Annotated in this window: 16 protein-coding genes; 10 read left to right on the top strand and 6 right to left on the bottom strand. The window is 65.2% G+C overall.

Annotated features, from left to right (window positions below; translation table 11 throughout):
• Window position 1 precedes the first annotated feature (1 nt).
• From gyrB to dnaA, 3 genes are all read right to left on the bottom strand, one after another.
• Window positions 2-2,614 carry a DNA topoisomerase (ATP-hydrolyzing) subunit B gene (gyrB, locus tag EST26_RS04775; RefSeq protein WP_291065736.1) on the bottom strand — a complete coding sequence of 871 codons (2,613 nt, stop codon included), beginning with the start codon at window positions 2,612-2,614 and terminating at the stop codon, window positions 2-4.
• A 79-nt stretch (window positions 2,615-2,693) separates the two neighbouring features.
• Window positions 2,694-3,800, bottom strand: a complete 1,107-nt coding sequence (dnaN, locus tag EST26_RS04770) for a DNA polymerase III subunit beta (protein ID WP_291065735.1) — start codon at window positions 3,798-3,800, stop codon at window positions 2,694-2,696.
• 187 nt (window positions 3,801-3,987) lie between these two features.
• Entirely contained in the window at window positions 3,988-5,400 is a 1,413-nt protein-coding gene (gene dnaA, locus EST26_RS04765; RefSeq protein WP_291065734.1) for a chromosomal replication initiator protein DnaA, read from the bottom strand.
• A 224-nt stretch (window positions 5,401-5,624) separates the two neighbouring features.
• Here dnaA and rpmH point away from each other — a divergent pair, with 224 nt between their 5' ends.
• The 6 genes from rpmH (at window position 5,625) to EST26_RS04735 (ending at window position 10,506) form a co-directional block, all read left to right on the top strand.
• Complete coding sequence (rpmH, locus tag EST26_RS04760; RefSeq protein WP_291065733.1) at window positions 5,625-5,759, top strand: 50S ribosomal protein L34; 135 nt, start codon at window positions 5,625-5,627, stop codon at window positions 5,757-5,759.
• A gap of 65 nt (window positions 5,760-5,824) precedes the next feature.
• Window positions 5,825-6,274, top strand: coding sequence for a ribonuclease P protein component (locus EST26_RS04755; RefSeq protein WP_291065763.1), 450 nt, complete (start codon window positions 5,825-5,827; stop codon window positions 6,272-6,274).
• Complete coding sequence (gene yidD, locus EST26_RS04750) at window positions 6,264-6,551, top strand: membrane protein insertion efficiency factor YidD (RefSeq protein ID WP_291065762.1); 288 nt, start codon at window positions 6,264-6,266, stop codon at window positions 6,549-6,551. The genes EST26_RS04755 and yidD overlap by 11 nt, the downstream gene beginning before the upstream one ends.
• The gene (gene yidC, locus EST26_RS04745; RefSeq protein WP_291065732.1) at window positions 6,548-8,281 is read left to right on the top strand and encodes a membrane protein insertase YidC; all 1,734 of its coding nucleotides are present in this window, start codon (window positions 6,548-6,550) and stop codon (window positions 8,279-8,281) included. The genes yidD and yidC overlap by 4 nt, the downstream gene beginning before the upstream one ends.
• A gap of 70 nt (window positions 8,282-8,351) precedes the next feature.
• Complete coding sequence (gene mnmE / locus EST26_RS04740) at window positions 8,352-9,758, top strand: tRNA uridine-5-carboxymethylaminomethyl(34) synthesis GTPase MnmE (RefSeq protein WP_291065761.1); 1,407 nt, start codon at window positions 8,352-8,354, stop codon at window positions 9,756-9,758.
• A 118-nt stretch (window positions 9,759-9,876) separates the two neighbouring features.
• Window positions 9,877-10,506, top strand: coding sequence for a hypothetical protein (locus EST26_RS04735; RefSeq protein WP_291065731.1), 630 nt, complete (start codon window positions 9,877-9,879; stop codon window positions 10,504-10,506).
• A 9-nt stretch (window positions 10,507-10,515) separates the two neighbouring features.
• Here EST26_RS04735 and EST26_RS04730 read toward each other — a convergent pair whose 3' ends face one another.
• On the bottom strand, window positions 10,516-11,061 hold the full coding sequence (locus tag EST26_RS04730) for an adenine phosphoribosyltransferase (protein WP_291065730.1): 546 nt from the start codon (window positions 11,059-11,061) through the stop codon (window positions 10,516-10,518).
• Window positions 11,062-11,183: 122 nt separating this feature from the next.
• On the opposite strand from EST26_RS04730, the gene EST26_RS04725 reads away from it, so the two are divergent.
• The 4 genes from EST26_RS04725 to EST26_RS04710 are packed head-to-tail and all read left to right on the top strand — an operon-like array spanning window position 11,184 to window position 14,237.
• Window positions 11,184-12,179, top strand: a complete 996-nt coding sequence (locus EST26_RS04725; protein ID WP_291065729.1) for a KpsF/GutQ family sugar-phosphate isomerase — start codon at window positions 11,184-11,186, stop codon at window positions 12,177-12,179.
• A complete protein-coding gene (locus EST26_RS04720; protein ID WP_291065728.1) occupies window positions 12,176-12,760 on the top strand; it encodes an HAD hydrolase family protein in 585 nt (194 codons plus the stop codon). Before EST26_RS04725 ends, EST26_RS04720 begins: the two co-directional genes overlap by 4 nt.
• Window positions 12,757-13,398: an LPS export ABC transporter periplasmic protein LptC gene (gene lptC, locus EST26_RS04715; protein ID WP_291065727.1), complete on the top strand. Its 642-nt coding sequence runs from the start codon at window positions 12,757-12,759 to the stop codon at window positions 13,396-13,398. The genes EST26_RS04720 and lptC overlap by 4 nt, the downstream gene beginning before the upstream one ends.
• A gap of 11 nt (window positions 13,399-13,409) precedes the next feature.
• Window positions 13,410-14,237: an SDR family oxidoreductase gene (locus EST26_RS04710; RefSeq protein ID WP_291065726.1), complete on the top strand. Its 828-nt coding sequence runs from the start codon at window positions 13,410-13,412 to the stop codon at window positions 14,235-14,237.
• Between the two features lie 53 nt (window positions 14,238-14,290).
• Here the strand turns inward: EST26_RS04710 and EST26_RS04705 are convergent, their stop codons facing one another.
• Window positions 14,291-14,428, bottom strand: coding sequence for a hypothetical protein (locus EST26_RS04705; protein WP_291065725.1), 138 nt, complete (start codon window positions 14,426-14,428; stop codon window positions 14,291-14,293).
• 9 nt (window positions 14,429-14,437) lie between these two features.
• Window positions 14,438-15,487 (bottom strand): dihydroorotase, encoded by a 1,050-nt coding sequence (pyrC, locus tag EST26_RS04700; protein ID WP_291065724.1) that lies wholly within the window; start codon window positions 15,485-15,487, stop codon window positions 14,438-14,440.
• Window positions 15,488-15,492: the final 5 nt, after the last annotated feature.

The raw sequence follows: 15,492 nt of genomic DNA, 5'->3' as shown, positions 1-15,492 counted from the left end.
CTCAGACGTCCAGGTTGCCCGCGCGCAGCGCGTTGCTCTCGATGAAGTCGCGCCGTGGCTCGACCTCGTCGCCCATCAGCATGGTGAAAACGCGGTCGGCCTCGATCGCGTCGTCGATCTGCACCCGCAGCAAGCGGCGCACCGCCGGGTCCATGGTGGTCTCCCAAAGCTGGGCCGGGTTCATCTCGCCCAGCCCTTTGTAGCGCTGGCGCGCCGTGCTGCGCTCGGCCTCGCTGATGAGCCAGCGCATCGCCTGCCGAAAGTCGCTCACGCGCTCTTCTTTTTGCTTCTCGCCTTCGCCGCGCAGCGCGCGGGCATCGGCGCCCAGCAGGCCGCGGAAGGTGTCGGCCGCGCTGGCCAGCGCAGCGTAGTCGGCGCCGTGCACGAAGTCCTGCGTGATGCTGCTGCTCTTGACGTTGCCGTGCTGGCGGCGGCTGATGCGCAGCACCGGCTTGTCGCTGCGGGCGTCGAACTCGGCCGCCACCTCGGCCGGGATGCCGCTGCTGGCCAGCTCGCGCAGCCTGGCCTGCAAGGCCTGCGCACTGGCCTGCGCTTGCTCCATGCTGTCGAGCTCGAGGGCGACGCCGTCGGCCAGCGCACGCAAGGCTTCGGCGTCCATGAAGTGCGACAGGCGGGCGATCACGCCCTCGGCCATCTGGTGTTTGCGCGCCAGCTCACCCAAGGCATCCCCTTCGAGCACGGTTGGGCTGGCGCCACCGGTGGCGACCTTGGCGTCTTTTAACGCGATACGCAGCAAAAATCCGTCGAGTGCGGCGGCGTCCTTCAGGTACAACTCTTCTTTGCCGGCCTTGACCTTGTACAGCGGCGGCTGTGCAATGTAGATGTGACCGCGCTCGACCAGCTCGGGCATCTGGCGGTAGAAAAAAGTCAACAGCAGGGTGCGGATGTGCGCGCCGTCTACGTCGGCGTCGGTCATGATGATGATGCGGTGGTAGCGCAGCCGCGCGGCGTTGAAGTCGTCGGCGCCGCTGCCGCTGTCGCCGCCGGCTTTGCCGATGCCTGTGCCCAGCGCCGTGATCAGCGTCAAAATTTCGTTGCTGCTCAGCAGCTTTTCATAGCGCGCCTTCTCAACGTTCAAGATTTTTCCGCGCAGCGGCAAAATGGCCTGAAACTTGCGGTCTCGTCCTTGCTTGGCGCTGCCGCCGGCCGAGTCACCCTCGACGATGTATATCTCGCACAGCGCTGGGTCTTTTTCCTGGCAGTCGGCCAGCTTGCCGGGTAAGCCCATGCCGTCGAGCACGCCTTTTCTGCGCGTCATCTCGCGCGCCTTGCGCGCCGCTTCGCGCGCGCGCGCAGCTTCGATGATCTTGCCGCAAATGATCTTGGCGTCGGCCGGGCGCTCTTGCAAATAGTCGTTCAACAGCCGCGAGACGATGTCTTCCACCGGGCCGCGCACCTCGCTGGAGACCAGTTTATCCTTGGTCTGACTGGAAAACTTGGGCTCTGGCACCTTGACCGACAACACGCAGCACAGGCCTTCGCGCATGTCGTCACCGGTGACTTCGACCTTGGCTTTTTTAGCCAGCTCGTTTTCTTCGATGTATTTGTTGATCACCCGCGTCATGGCGGCGCGCAGGCCAGTCAGGTGGGTGCCGCCGTCGCGCTGCGGAATGTTATTGGTAAAGCACAGCACCTGTTCGTTGTAGCCGCTGTTCCACTGCATGGCGACTTCGACCCCGATGTTGCTGCCCTGGTCGCTGGCGCGGTCGCCGCAAGCGTGGAACACGTTCGGGTGCAGCACGGTCTTGCCGCGGTTGATGAAACCGACGAAGCCTTTGACGCCACCGGCACCGGAGAAGTCGTCCTCTTTGCCGTTGCGCTCGTCCTTGAGGCGGATGCGAACGCCATTATTGAGAAAACTCAGCTCGCGCAGCCTCTTGCTCAAAATTTCGTAGTGAAAATCGCTGTTTTCCCGAAAAATTTCATAGTCAGGCAAAAAGTGCACCTCGGTGCCGCGCTTTTGCGTCGCACCGGTCACTTTCATCGGCGAGACCGCCACCCCCTGCGGGCCGGACTCGACGATGCGCTGCTGCACCGCGCCGCGCGCAAATTCGAGTTGATGGACCTTGCCGTCGCGGCGCACCGTCAGGCGCAGCCACTGGCTGAGCGCGTTGACGCACGAGACGCCCACGCCGTGCAGACCGCCTGACACCTTGTAGCTGTTTTGGTTGAACTTGCCGCCGGCATGCAGCTCGGTCAGTGCGATTTCTGCCGCGCTGCGCCTGGGCTCGTTCTTGTCGTCCATCTTCACCCCGGTCGGGATGCCGCGGCCGTTGTCCACCACCGAGATCGAGTTGTCGGTGTGGATGGTCACCATGATGTCGTCACAATGGCCGGCCAGCGCCTCGTCGATCGAGTTGTCCACCACCTCGAACACCAGGTGGTGCAGTCCGGTGCCGTCGCTGGTGTCGCCAATGTACATGCCCGGACGCTTGCGTACCGCCTCCAGGCCTTCGAGAATCTGGATTGCGCCTTCGCCATAGGCTGCGCTGGCACCAGCTTGCGCGGTGTCAATGGCGGGCTGGAAATTCGAGCTATCGGCGCTGACGACGCCGGTGTTGACGGCGTCGACGGGCTGCTGGACTTCGGACATGGTGAAACTTCTCGGTCGCTGCAAAACACCCCCGCCGCTGGACTGCGGCAGGAGCTGGGGGGATGGAAATCGGCGGCACTCAGATCCGCATCGGCATGACCACGTACTTGAACGCGTCGTCCTCGGGGTTGGTAAGCAGGGCTGAGCTGCTGCCGTCGGCCAATTCGACGCGCACCATCTCCTGCGTCATGTTCTGCAGCGCATCGATCAGGTAACTGACGTTGAAGCCGATCTCGATCGGGTCGCCGCTGTAGTCGATGTCGAGTTCATCCACCGCCTCTTCCTGCTCGGCATTGCCGGCGGTCACGCGCAGCGCACCGGGTTCGAAGTTCAGCCGCACGCCCTTGAATTTCTCGCTCGTCATGATGGCAGCGCGCTGCAGTGCCGCCAACAGCGGCACGCGGCCCAGGGTAATGATGTTCTTGTGCTGCTTGGGAATCACCCGGTTGTAGTCGGGAAACTTGCCCTCGACCAGCTTGCTGACGAACTCCATGCCGTCAAAGCTGAAGCGGGCCTGGTTGGCGGCAAACTGTAACTCGATCACGCCGTCTTTGTCGGACAACAAACGCTGCAGCTCCAGCACCGTCTTGCGCGGCAAAATCAGCTCTTGCTTGGGAACGTCCACCTCCAGGGTGGCAGCGGCAAACGCGAGCCGGTGGCCGTCGGTCGCCACGATGGACAACTGGCGTCCTTCGGCGATGAACAAAATGCCGTTCAGGTAGTAGCGGATGTCGTGCACCGCCATCGCAAACGACACCTGAGCGAGCAAGCTTCTGAGCGTATTTTGCGGCACGCCAAACACCGGGCCGAAGCTGGCCGACTCCTGCACCAGCGGAAAATCTTGCGCCGGCAGACTCTGCAGCGTGAAGCGGCTCTTTCCACCTTTGAGCATGAGCTTGCCAGCGCTGGCCTCTAGGCTCACGCTCTGTTCGGACGGCAGGGTGCGCAAAATGTCGATCAGCTTGCGCGCGCCCAGCGTGGTAGCAAAGCTGCCGTCGTCGCCGCCCAGTTCGACCGTGGTGCGGATCTGGATTTCCAGATCGCTGGTGGTCAGTTGCAACTGGGCACCGTCTTTGCGCAGCAACACATTGGCCAGAATCGGCAAGGTGTGACGGCGCTCGACGATGCCGGCCACCGACTGCAAAGCGGCCAACACCTTGTCCTGGGTCGATTTCAAAATAATCATGTCAGACTCTCTCCACTAGGGACTGCGGGTAACCCGATACGGCAGACCAGTCGCTGCGGGTCTTGCAGCGGGCAAAACATTCACCATTCTCGCCGCTTTGCCAACCCGGCCCGCCGCACGCCGGGCGGCCGCGACGGCCGGCCAGAAAAAACAGCAGCGCCCATGCACACCTTGCGCTGCGCCTGGCTCAACCCTTGAGCGTTTGTTCGAGCACGTGCAACTGCTGATTCAACTCGGAATTGAGCAAGCGCTCGGCGGCGATCTTGCGCACCGCGTGCAAAACCGTGGTGTGGTCACGCCCGCCAAACAGCTCGCCGATCTCGGGCAGGCTTTTCTGCGTCAACTCCTTGGCAATGAACATGGCGATCTGGCGCGGGCGGGCAATGCTGGCCGGGCGCTTTTTGGAATACATGTCTGCGACCTTGATCTTGTAGAAGTCAGCCACGGTTTTCTGAATGTTTTCCACACCGATCTGCCGGTTCTGGATCGACAGCAGGTCTTTGAGCGCGTCGCGTGCGAGCTGGATCGAAATTTCTTTTTGGTTGAAACGCGAATAAGCCAGAATTTTGCGCAGCGCGCCTTCGAGCTCGCGCACGTTGGAGCGCACGTTCTTGGCAACGAAAAACGCCACATCCTCGGGCATGACGGCGTGTTCGGCCGCCGCTTTGTTGATCAAAATGGCAACCCGCATCTCCAACTCGGGCGGCTCTATTGCCACCGTCAGCCCCGAATCAAAACGCGAGACCAAGCGTTCGTGAATGTCGGCCAGGCCCTTGGGATAGGTGTCGCTGGTGAGCACGATGTGCGATTTTTTCGCCAGCAAGGCCTCAAAAGCGTTGAAAAACTCCTCTTGCGTGCGCTCCTTGTTGGCAAAAAACTGCACATCGTCGATCAACAACAAATCGAGCGAGTGGTAACGCTCCTTGAACTCGTCAAACGCCTTGCGCTGATAGGCCTTGACCACGTCGGTGACGAACTGCTCGGCGTGCAGATAAAGCACCTTGGCCTGCGGCCGATCAGCCAGCAGGTGGTTGCCGATGGCGTGTACCAAATGGGTCTTGCCCAGACCGACGCCGCCGTAAATAAACAAGGGGTTGTAGAGCTGACCCAGGCTGCCGGCCACGTGCAACGCGGCCGCACGCGCCATGCGGTTGGCCGAGCCTTCGACCAGAGTGGCAAAACTGAGCGCCGGATTGAGCCGGGTTTTCGGCCCGCTCGCCGCCGCAGCAGGCGCTGGCGGCGCCAGTTCGGGCAACTCGGCCAGCAACTGCTCTTGCGCCGTTGCAGGGGCCGGCGCCGTGCGGCTGGGGCCTTCGCGCGCCGCCAACACCAGCTCCAACGTCACCGCTGCCCCCTGAATCGACTCCAGCACCGCACTGATGCGCGCGACGTACTGGGCCCGAACCCAGTCGAGCTTGAAGCGATTGGCCACCGCCAGCACCACCTTGGAACGATCGGCGCAGACGCTGGCGCTCAGCGGGCGGATCCAGGTGTTGAACTGCTGCTCGGGGATTTCCTGCGCCAGCCGATCCAGGCATTCCAGCCAAAGGGCCTGGGCATCGGTGCCAGACTGCACATCACGGGGGGGACTCTCAAACATGACGGCGGCCGTGCTGTGGTTGTGGATAAAGCTCTTGGAGCAGGCCGCTGATTGTAGTTCGACTGCAAGCTTATCCACCGCACTGGGAGCCAAACCCAGAATGACCCGGACGTGGGCTCCAGTGCGGCGGCGGCGTGTTTGCCTGGGTGTGAGCATGGCGCGTTTTCGCCTGGGCCCAGAATTTTTGCGATAATTGCGGGTTTTCCAGACTTTTACCGACTGCCATGAAACGCACCTACCAGCCCTCCAAAATCCGCCGCGCCCGCACCCACGGCTTTCTCCAGCGCATGAAAACCCGGGGTGGCCGTGCCGTCATCAACGCCCGCCGCGCCAAGGGCCGCAAGCGCCTGGCGGTCTGAGCCCGCGCGCTGGCGCAGCCGCCTGCTCGCCGCGTCCTGGTGCCGCGCCCGCAGCCACTGAAATGATTGAGCATCTGCGCTCGCGCGAACAGTTCTCGGCCGTCATGGCAGGCGCTCCCGTGGCCAAAACCCTTCACTTTGCGCTGCACCGCTGCGCCCTGGGCCGTGTTGCTGCAGCGTCAAAGAAACCCCTGTTTGCGTCTGCCGACGCCTGGCTTGGCGTGCTGCTGCCCAAGCGCTGGGCGCGCCGCGCTGTCACGCGCAATGCGATTCGGCGTCAAATCTACGCCGTCGCGGGCGAACATGCCACCGTGCTGGCGTCGGCCGCGCTGGTGGTGCGTCTGCGCAGAGAATTCAGCCGCCAGCAGTTCGTCAGCGCCAGCTCGGACGCGCTCAAACGAGCGGTGCGCGCCGAATTGCAGCAACTGCTGCTGGGCGCGGGCGCGCCGCCAGCTCTTGCGGCCCGGCCCAGGCACGCACCGGCTCCGCTGGAGGCCAGCAATGATGTGGTCTGACTGGCCACGCCGGGGCCTGCTGGGCCTGGTCAAGGGCTATCGGCTGCTGCTGAGCCCCTGGCTGGGCAGTGCTTGCCGCTTTGAGCCCACGTGCTCAGCCTATGCCTTGCTGGCCTTGCAACAGCACGGTGCGCTGGCCGGCAGCTACCTCACGCTACACCGGCTGGCCCGCTGCCATCCCTGGTGCCAAGGCGGCTGCGACCCGGTGCCCGACGCCGCGCCCGCCCTGTTTTCTCGCCTGATTTCACCTTCCTCAGAAAAGAAGCACCCGTCATGAATGACATTCGTCGCTCCATCCTGTGGGTGGTTTTGGGTCTTTCGCTGGTCCTGATTTGGGACAAGTGGCAAGTCCACCACGGCCAGCAGCCGACCTTTTTCCCGCTTTCGGTCGATCCCGCCGCTGCGCCGGTGGCCGCCCCGGCAGCGCAGCCGCTCCCGCAGGCGGCGCCCGCACCGGGCGTCGCCGCCGTCGGCCTGCCGACCCCGATTGCCGTTGCCGGGCCGCTGGCCGCCACACCCGTGGGCGCTCCCACGCCCGCGCTGCTTCAGCACGAAATCAGCACCGACGTGCTGCAACTGATCTTCAACAGCGAAGGCGGCTCGCTGATTGGCGCACGGCTGCCGCACCATGCGCAAGCCGTTGGCACCCGCCGCGGCGAGGTCGACACGCCCTTGACCTTGCTGACGCAGACGGCACAAAACACCTACGTGGCGCAGACCGGCCTGATCGGCGGCAACTTCCCGACCCACAAAACACCCATGACGCTGGTGCCGGGCAACAGCACGCTGGCCGACGGTCAGAACGAATTGCAGGTACGGTTCGAGTCGCCCGAGATCGATGGCGTGCAGTTGGTCAAGACCTATACCCTGCGGCGCGGCAGCTACGTGATCGACGTGCGCCACGAGGTGCACAACCGCAGCGGCGCACCGGTCAGCCCACAGCTCTACCTGCAACTGGTGCGCGACGGCAGCCAACTCGAGAGCGACACGCCGTTTTACGCCACCTTCACCGGCCCGGCGGTTTACACCGAGGCGCAAAAATACCAGAAGATTTACTTCGCCGACATTCGGGATTCCAGCGCCACGTTTGAGAAAGTCACCAGCGACGGCTTCGTGGCCATGGTGCAGCACTACTTTGCCAGCGCCTGGCTGCTGGCCGATGGCGTGGCGCGGGAGAACTTCGCGCGCCAGGTCGCGCCCAATCTGTACGCCGTGGGCACCATCAGCGCCTTACCGGCCATTGCACCCGGCCAGAGCCACAGCATGCAGTCGCGCCTGTTCGTCGGCCCGCAGTACGAAACCCTGCTCGAGACCATTGCCCCTGGCATGGTTTTGCTCAAAGACTACGGCTGGCTGACCATTCTGGCCAAGCCGCTGTACTGGCTGCTGGAGAAAATCCACGGCTTCGTCGGCAACTGGGGCTGGGCCATCGTGTTGCTGGTGGTGCTGATCAAGGCGGCGTTTTACTGGCTCAACGCCAGCGCCTACCGCAGCATGGCAAAGATGAAAAAGGTCAACCCGCGCATCATGGAGATGCGCGAGCGCCTGAAAGAAAACCCGCAGCAGATGCAGCAGGAGATGATGAAGATGTACCGGGAGGAAAAGGTCAACCCGCTGGGTGGCTGCTTCCCGATCCTGATCCAGATTCCGGTTTTCATCGCGCTTTACTGGGTCTTGTTGTCTAGCGTGGAAATGCGCAACGCGCCCTGGATGGGCTGGATCACTGACTTGTCCACACCCGATCCGTTCTTCGTTTTGCCGCTGGTGATGACTGTTACCACCGTGATTCAGACCGCACTCAACCCGCTGCCACCCGACCCGCTGCAGGCCAAGCTGATGTGGATGATGCCGCTGATCTTCTCGGTCATGTTCTTTTTCTTCCCGGCCGGTCTGGTGCTGTACTGGATCACCAACAACTTGCTGACCATCGCACAACAGGCTTACATCAACAACAAGATGGGCGTGCCGCTGAAGATCACGAATCCATTCGAGTTGTTCAAGAAATAAGCCCGCTGCGTCTGCGGACCAGGACGCCGCCTGTGTTGCCGTTCTTGCCTGAGAGTCGCTGGTGTTTGACATGCTCGCCGCTGACCCCATCGTTGCCCTTGCCACCGCGCCCGGTCGCGGGGCGGTGGGCATCGTGCGGGTATCTGGACAGGGGTTGGGGACTTTTGTGCAGGCCTTGCTGGGGCGTTCGTTAAAGCCGCGCGAGGCGACTTACCTGCCTTTTTCGGACGCGACTGGCCAGGCCATAGACCACGGGCTGGCGCTGTGGTTTCCGCAGCCGCACTCGTACACCGGGGAAGACGTGCTGGAACTGCAAGGCCACGGCGGGCCGGTGGTGTTGCAGTTGCTGCTGGCGCGTTGCCTGCAGGTGGCGCAGTCGGGTGCACCGGTGTGTTTGCCCGCCCTGCGCCCGGCGCGCGCCGGCGAGTTCACCGAGCGCGCCTTCCTCAACGACAAGCTCGACTTGGCACAGGCCGAGGCGGTGGCCGACCTGATAGACGCCAGCACCGAGGCCGGCGCCCGCAGTGCCGCGCGCTCGCTCACCGGGGTGTTCTCTGCGCGCATCGACGGGCTGCGCGAGGCCCTGATTCAACTGCGTCTGCAAGTCGAGGCCACGCTGGACTTTCCCGAGGAGGAGATCGATTTCTTGCAGCAGGCCGACGCGGCCGGCCAGTTGCTGCGCCTGCGTGCTGCGCTGACGCAGTTGCTGGCGCAGGCGCGCCAAGGTGCGCTGCTGCGCGACGGCCTGAAGGTGGTGATTGCGGGCCAGCCCAATGCGGGCAAGAGCTCGCTGCTCAACGCCTTGGCTGGCGCTGAACTGGCGATCGTGAGCCCGGTGGCGGGCACCACGCGTGACCTGGTGCAGCAAACCATTCAAATCGAGGGCGTGCCGCTGCACGTGATCGACACCGCCGGCCTGCGCCAGAATCAAGCAGCCGATGAGGTAGAGCAAATCGGCATTGCGCGCGCCTGGGAACAGATTGCGCGCGCCGATGCGCTGCTGTTTCTGCACGACCTGAGCCGCTGGCAGTCGCCCGCATACCAGGCGGCCGACGCCGCCATTGCCGCCGCGCTGCCCAGCGGCGTGACCGTGCTGCACGTCTGGAACAAGCTCGACCAGTGTGACGCCGCCAGCCGCGCTGGCCTGGCGCCGCGCTGGCAGGCCGGTGAGCTGGCCATTTCGGCCAAGCAGGGCGAGGGACTGGCCGCGCTGCGCGAACGCCTGCTCCAGTTGGCGGGTTGGCAGCACGCCGGTGACGGCCTGTTCATGGCACGCCAGCGCCACCTGCAAGCGCTGCGCCAGGTCGATGCGCACCTGACGCAGGCGCACGATCTGCTGGCTGCGCAAGGCCAGCAGATCGATCTGCTGGCCGAGGAGCTGCGACTGGCGCAGCACGCCCTGGGCCAGATCACCGGCGCCTTCAGCGCCGACGATCTGCTGGGCGAAATTTTTTCGCGCTTCTGCATCGGAAAATAAGCCTGCGGCCAGGGCTAATTGCTACACTGCCCTGGAAATCCCCAAACCGATGCGGGCTGCTGCGCGCTGGCCCGACCGGCAGCAGCGGCAAGCTTCGGTTTCTATCTCAGGTGCAGCCATGTCTTTGTTCGGTTGGCTCAGAGCCAAAAAATACAGCGCATCGGGCAAGTCCGGCCGGCGGCTGCTGCGCGACGCGCTGGGCCAGACCACGCTGCCGCTGATATCGCCGCGGCGCGGCCGGCGCATTCTGCGCCGTGAACAGTTGTTTTCGGTTGTGCGCGAATCAATGATTCGTGGCGGCGTGCTCTCGACCAGCTACCAATTCAAGGTACTCACGCTGGACGGCAATGGCGACAGTTTTCTGGTGCTGGTCGATCTGGCGCTCTCCGCCGACTTGATGCCGGACGAGTATCTGCTGCAGATCGAGCGCTGGATCCAGGCGGGCGCGCAAGCGCGCCACGACATGGCGATCAGTTCGGTCTACTGGCGCCGCAAAGCGGTGCCTGAGCAGCGCGGCGAGGCACTGCGCGCGGCGGTGTCGGCGCAAACCCGGGGCCCCGTACCAGCGGCCAAGTCTGTGCCGATGCAGCCGGTGTCCGCCGCTGAAATCGATGCCTTTGCCCGCGCACTGCAAACCGCTGCCGCACCGGTGCGGCGCGCGCCTGGTCAGGCCGAGCCCGCAGCGCCGGTGCCCGAGTCGCACAGCGACTTCGCCGCCTTGAGCGAAACCCAGTACGGCAAGCTGTGAGCGAAGCCCTCAGCGCCCGCTGAAATCGATCAGGGTGAACAGCTTGAGGCCGCTGGCGCGCAGGCGCTGCGAGCCGCCGAGTTCGGGCAGGTCGACGATCGCCGCGCCTTCGATCACCTCCGCCCCCAGCCGCTCGAGCAATCGGTGTCCGGCCAGCATGGTGCCGCCGGTGGCGATCAGGTCATCGATCAACAGCACCCGCTGGCCCGGTCTGACGGCGTCGGTGTGCAACTCGACGGTGGCGCTGCCGTACTCGAGCTCGTAGGTTTCTTGTACCGTGCTAAAGGGCAGCTTGCCCTTTTTGCGGATCGGAACAAAGCCCACCCCCAATTCGTACGCCAGCACCGAGCCGATGATGAAGCCGCGCGCGTCCAGCCCGGCCACCACGCCGGGCCGCAGGGCCGGATCCATGTAGCGATGGACAAAGACGTCGATCAGGACGCGAAACACCTTGGGGTCTTGCAACAGCGGTGTGATGTCACGAAACAGCACCCCGGGCGCGGGCCAGTCGGGCACGGTTCGGATGTGAGACTTCAAATAGGCAGAGGTGTCCATGGCGGGTTCGGCGTTGGCGCTGGTGAACGGGGGCGGCTGCGCCGCCGCAGCAAGCCGCTGGGAACTGGCGTCGCAGCGCTCAGTCTACCGCTTTGTCCCAGCCAATCCCGGATAATCCGCACATGAATTTGCCTCCCCGTTTTGACCCGGCGCGCGCGCTGGCGCTGGCGCGCGAAACGCTGGAGATCGAAGCGCAGGCGGTGGCCGCCCTCGCTGAACGCGTCGATGCGGCGTTTGTGCGCGCGGTCGAGCTGGTGCTGCAATGCCGCGGCCGGGTGGTGGTGATGGGCATGGGCAAGAGTGGCCACATCGGGCGCAAGGTGGCTGCCACGCTGGCCTCGACCGGAACGCCGGCGCTGTTCGTGCATCCGGCCGAAGCCAGCCACGGCGACCTGGGCATGATCACCGCCGCCGACCTGGTGCTGGGCATCAGCAACAGCGGCGAAAGCGACGAGCTCAGCGCCCTCTTGCCGCTGATTAAACGCATGGGTGTGCCGCTGCTGGCGCTGACCGGGCAGCCCGACTCGACCCTGGGGCGCCACGCCAACGTGGTGCTGAATGCGGCGGTGCAAAAAGAAGCCTGCCCGCACAACCTGGCGCCTACTGCCAGCACCACTGCGCAGCTCGCGCTGGGCGACGCGCTGGCGGTGGCGCTGCTGGACGCGCGCGGCTTCAAGGCGCTTGACTTTGCCCGCTCACACCCCGGCGGCGCGCTCGGGCGCCGGCTGCTGACGCACGTCAGCGACGTCATGCGCGCCTTGCCCGAGGTGCCGCGCGTCGCGCCCGATGCCGACCTGATGGCGCTGATGCGCGAGATCAGCACCAAAGGCCTGGGCATGTGCGCCGTGGTGGAAAACGAACAACTGCTAGGCATTTTCACCGACGGCGACCTGCGCCGCCTGATAGAGAAATCGGGCAGCAGCGTCGATCTGCGTGCGCTGCGCGCGCAACAGGTGATGCACGCCAGACCGCACACCGTGCGCGCCGACGCCTTGGCGGTGCAGGCCGCTGAACTGATGGAAACGCACCGCATCACCAGTTTGCTGGTGCTCGACGATCAAGCGCGTCTGTGCGGCGCGCTCAATAGCAACGACCTGATGCGAGCCAAAGTCATATGACTTTTCCGAACGACGCCCCGACCCCGTTGCCCGTGCTGCGCCCGACGCTGACTTTTGCTCCCGAGCTGCTGCTGCGCGCGCAGCCGGTGCGGCTGGTTTTCTTCGACGTCGACGGTGTACTGACCGACGGCGGCCTGTACTTCAGCGAAGCCGGCGAGTCGATCAAGCGCTTTCACAGCCTGGACGGTCACGGCATCAAGCTGCTGCAGCGCGCCGGCATCACGCCGGCAGTGGTCAGCGGGCGCGACTCGCCGGCCTTGCGCACCCGCTTGCACGCGCTGGGCGTGCAACACCTTCAGTTGGGCACCGAAGACAAGTATCCGGCGGCGCAGGCCATTCTTGACCGGCTCGGACTGGGCTGGTCGGCCGCCGCCGCTATGGGTGACGACTGGCCCGATCTGCCGCTGCTGCGCCGCGCTCACCTGGCCTGCGCACCCGTCCAGGCCCACAGCGAAGTGCTGCGTCTGGCGCACTTTGTGACACAACGCCAGCCAGGGGCCGGCGCAGCGCGCGAATTGTGCGACCTGCTGCTGGTGGCCAGCGGCTGCTACGCGCGCGAACTCGAGGCCGCTGCCCGGTGAACCGCCCGTTCGCACTGTCGGCTGCGCTGGCGCGCTGGCCGCTGTCCAAGCTGATCGACCGGCTCACGATCTACCTTCCGGTGCTGCTCATGGGCCTGCTGGCGCTGGGTTCGTACGGCCTGCTCAGCCGCGCGCCCGAGCCCGGCGTGCCGCAGGCCGAGCGGGCACCCTCGCTGCAGCCGGACTACTTCATGCACCAGTTTTCCATCCAGCAATTCGACCCCGACGGTCAACTCAGGAGCGCGCTTTTTGGCGCCCAGGCGCGACACCACCCTGGCACCGATCGGATCGACATCGAGCAAGGGCGACTGCGCTCCCTAGGTCTGGACGGCGCACTCACCAGCGCCAGCGCCGAGCGCATCGTCAGCAACCGGACGCAGACCGAATTCCTGCTGCAGGGTAAGGTGCAACTGCTGCGCGAAGGCGGCCACGATGCAAGCGGCCTGGCGCTGCCACGGCTGGAACTGCGCGGCGAACAACTGCGCGTCTATACCGAGCCGCCGCGCCTGGTCTCCGCTCATCCAGTCTCGCTGTTGCGCGGCAAGGACTGGCTCAGCGCCGACACGCTGGACTATCAGGGCGATACGGGTTTGGTGCTGCTCAAGGGGCGCGTGCGCGCCGAACTGCAGCCGCCCTGAAGGCTGCCGCCATGCCGTCCATGCCGTCTGAGCCGCCCTCGCACCGCGCGCCGCTGGTCTTGATCACCGGCGCCTCCAGCGGCATCGGTCAGGCGCTGGCGACGCGCTACGCCCAGGCGGGCTACCGGCTGGCGCTGCTGGCCCGGCGCACCGCCCCGATGCAAGCCTGGGCCGACGTGCTTGGCCTGCCGGCCAGCCGCTTTCACCTCTACGGCGCCGACGTGACCGATTGCAGCAGCGTCATCGCTGCGGCACAGGCGTGTTTGCAAACCCAGGGCCTGCCCGAGGTGGTGATCGCCTGCGCCGGCATCAGCATCGGCATGGACAGCGCCGAGTGGGACGATCTGGAGGTGCTGGCGCGCACCTTTGCCACCAACAACGTAGGCCTGGCGGCCAGCTTTGCGCCGTTCATCAAGCCCATGTGCGTGCGCGGCAGCGGCACCCTGGTCGGCATCGCCAGCATCGCCGCCATTCGCGGCACGCCCGGCCACGGCGCCTACTGCGCCAGCAAGGCCGCCGTGGTGGCCTACTGCGAAAGCCTGCGCGGCGAGTTGCGCGGCAGCGGCGTGGCGGTGGTCACGCTGCTGCCCGGCTTTGTCGACACGCCGATGACGCGCGACAACCCCTTCCCCATGCCGTTTTTGCTGTCGGCCGACGCTTTTGCCAGCCGCGCCTTCAAAGCCATTGCGGCCCAGACCAGCTACCGCGTCATCCCCTGGCCCATGGGCCTGACAGCCAAGCTGCTGCGCCTGCTGCCCAACCCGTGGTTCGACCGCTTGTTGGCCTCCCACCCGCGCAAGCCGCGCCAGCGCAAACCGCCCGCCGGCGCCGGGCCTTGAATTTTCAATGACTCAGAACAAATGAAGTGAAAAAAAGGCCCTGCGGCCTTTTTTTACTTCGCCACCAGCACGTCGCCCGCCGCCTGAACCGGCGTCTTTGCCAACAGCACCCGCGAGCCGTGCCGATCCCGCGCCAGCAGCATGTACATGGTGGGCATCACAAAGAGGGTCAGCAGCGTGCTCAGGCTCATGCCGCCGCCTCAACTCAGCAGGCGCCAGGGCAGCACCTCGCCCGCGCGCAGCGGCTTGAGTTCGGCTTCACCGAGTGCAAAGCTTGACGGTGGCGTCCAGGACTCGCGCCGCAGCGTGATGGTGTCACGGTTGCGCGGCAGGCGGTAGAAATCGGCGCCGTGGAAACTGGCAAACCCCTGCAGCTTGTCGAGCGCGCCGGCGTGGTCGAACACCTCGGCGTACATCTCAATGGCGGCGTGCGCGGTGTAGCAACCGGCGCAGCCACTGGCGTGCTCCTTGAGGTGCGCCGGGTGCGGCGCGCTGTCGGTGCCCAGAAAGTACTTGCTTGAGCCGCTGGTGGCGGCGTTGACCAGCGCTTGGCGGTGCGCCTCTCGTTTGAGCACCGGCAGGCAGTAGTAATGCGGTCGAATGCCGCCGCTGAAGATGGCGTTGCGGTTGTACAGCAGGTGGTGCGCGGTGATGGTGGCGCCCAGGTAGGCGTCAGCCGATCCGACGTACTGCACCGCCTCTCGGGTAGTGATGTGTTCCAGCACCATCTTGAGTTCGGGGAAGTCGCGCCGCAAGGGGATCAGGTGGCGCTCGATGAACACCGCCTCACGGTCAAACAGGTCGATGTCGGCGCTGGTGACTTCGCCGTGCATCAGCAGCAGCAGGCCGGCGCGCTGCATCGCTTCCAGCGTTTTGTAGGTCTTGCGCAGGTCGGTCACGCCGGCGTCGCTGTTGGTGGTGGCACCGGCCGGGTAGAGTTTGACGGCGACCACGCCGGCGTCGCGGGCACGCTCGATCTCCTGCGGCGCCAGCAGATCGGTCAGGTACAGCGTCATCAGCGGCTCAAAACTCAGACCGGCGGGGACAGCGGCGCGGATGCGTTCGCGATAGGCGCTGGCCTGCGCCGCGGTGGTCACCGGCGGGCGCAGGTTGGGCATGATGATGGCGCGTGCGAACTGGGCCGCCGTGTGGGGCACCACGGTTTGCAGCGCCGCGCCGTCGCGCACGTGCAAATGCCAGTCATCTGGTCGGGTGATGGTCAGGGTGTCGGGGGCGGGCGTGGTGTTCATGCTCA

The organism is Hydrogenophaga sp. (assembly GCF_014773545.1).
Lineage (GTDB): Bacteria > Pseudomonadota > Gammaproteobacteria > Burkholderiales > Burkholderiaceae_C > Hydrogenophaga.
This window is presented reverse-complemented; position numbering and strand designations above follow the sequence as displayed.

What these genes read in the sequence shown, in the direction of transcription:
- EST26_RS04720 (WP_291065728.1), top strand. Translation starts at nt 12,176, where the DNA reads ATGACTTTTCCGAACGACGCCCCGACCCCGTTGCCCGTGCTGCGCCCG.
- yidD (WP_291065762.1), top strand. Translation starts at nt 6,264, where the DNA reads ATGTGGTCTGACTGGCCACGCCGGGGCCTGCTGGGCCTGGTCAAGGGC.
- gyrB (WP_291065736.1), bottom strand. Translation starts at nt 2,614, where the DNA reads ATGTCCGAAGTCCAGCAGCCCGTCGACGCCGTCAACACCGGCGTCGTC.
- EST26_RS04710 (WP_291065726.1), top strand. Translation starts at nt 13,410, where the DNA reads ATGCCGTCCATGCCGTCTGAGCCGCCCTCGCACCGCGCGCCGCTGGTC.
- EST26_RS04735 (WP_291065731.1), top strand. Translation starts at nt 9,877, where the DNA reads ATGTCTTTGTTCGGTTGGCTCAGAGCCAAAAAATACAGCGCATCGGGC.
- EST26_RS04705 (WP_291065725.1), bottom strand. Translation starts at nt 14,428, where the DNA reads ATGAGCCTGAGCACGCTGCTGACCCTCTTTGTGATGCCCACCATGTAC.
- dnaN (WP_291065735.1), bottom strand. Translation starts at nt 3,800, where the DNA reads ATGATTATTTTGAAATCGACCCAGGACAAGGTGTTGGCCGCTTTGCAG.
- pyrC (WP_291065724.1), bottom strand. Translation starts at nt 15,487, where the DNA reads ATGAACACCACGCCCGCCCCCGACACCCTGACCATCACCCGACCAGAT.
- EST26_RS04725 (WP_291065729.1), top strand. Translation starts at nt 11,184, where the DNA reads ATGAATTTGCCTCCCCGTTTTGACCCGGCGCGCGCGCTGGCGCTGGCG.
- dnaA (WP_291065734.1), bottom strand. Translation starts at nt 5,400, where the DNA reads ATGTTTGAGAGTCCCCCCCGTGATGTGCAGTCTGGCACCGATGCCCAG.
- yidC (WP_291065732.1), top strand. Translation starts at nt 6,548, where the DNA reads ATGAATGACATTCGTCGCTCCATCCTGTGGGTGGTTTTGGGTCTTTCG.
- rpmH (WP_291065733.1), top strand. Translation starts at nt 5,625, where the DNA reads ATGAAACGCACCTACCAGCCCTCCAAAATCCGCCGCGCCCGCACCCAC.
- mnmE (WP_291065761.1), top strand. Translation starts at nt 8,352, where the DNA reads ATGCTCGCCGCTGACCCCATCGTTGCCCTTGCCACCGCGCCCGGTCGC.
- EST26_RS04730 (WP_291065730.1), bottom strand. Translation starts at nt 11,061, where the DNA reads ATGGACACCTCTGCCTATTTGAAGTCTCACATCCGAACCGTGCCCGAC.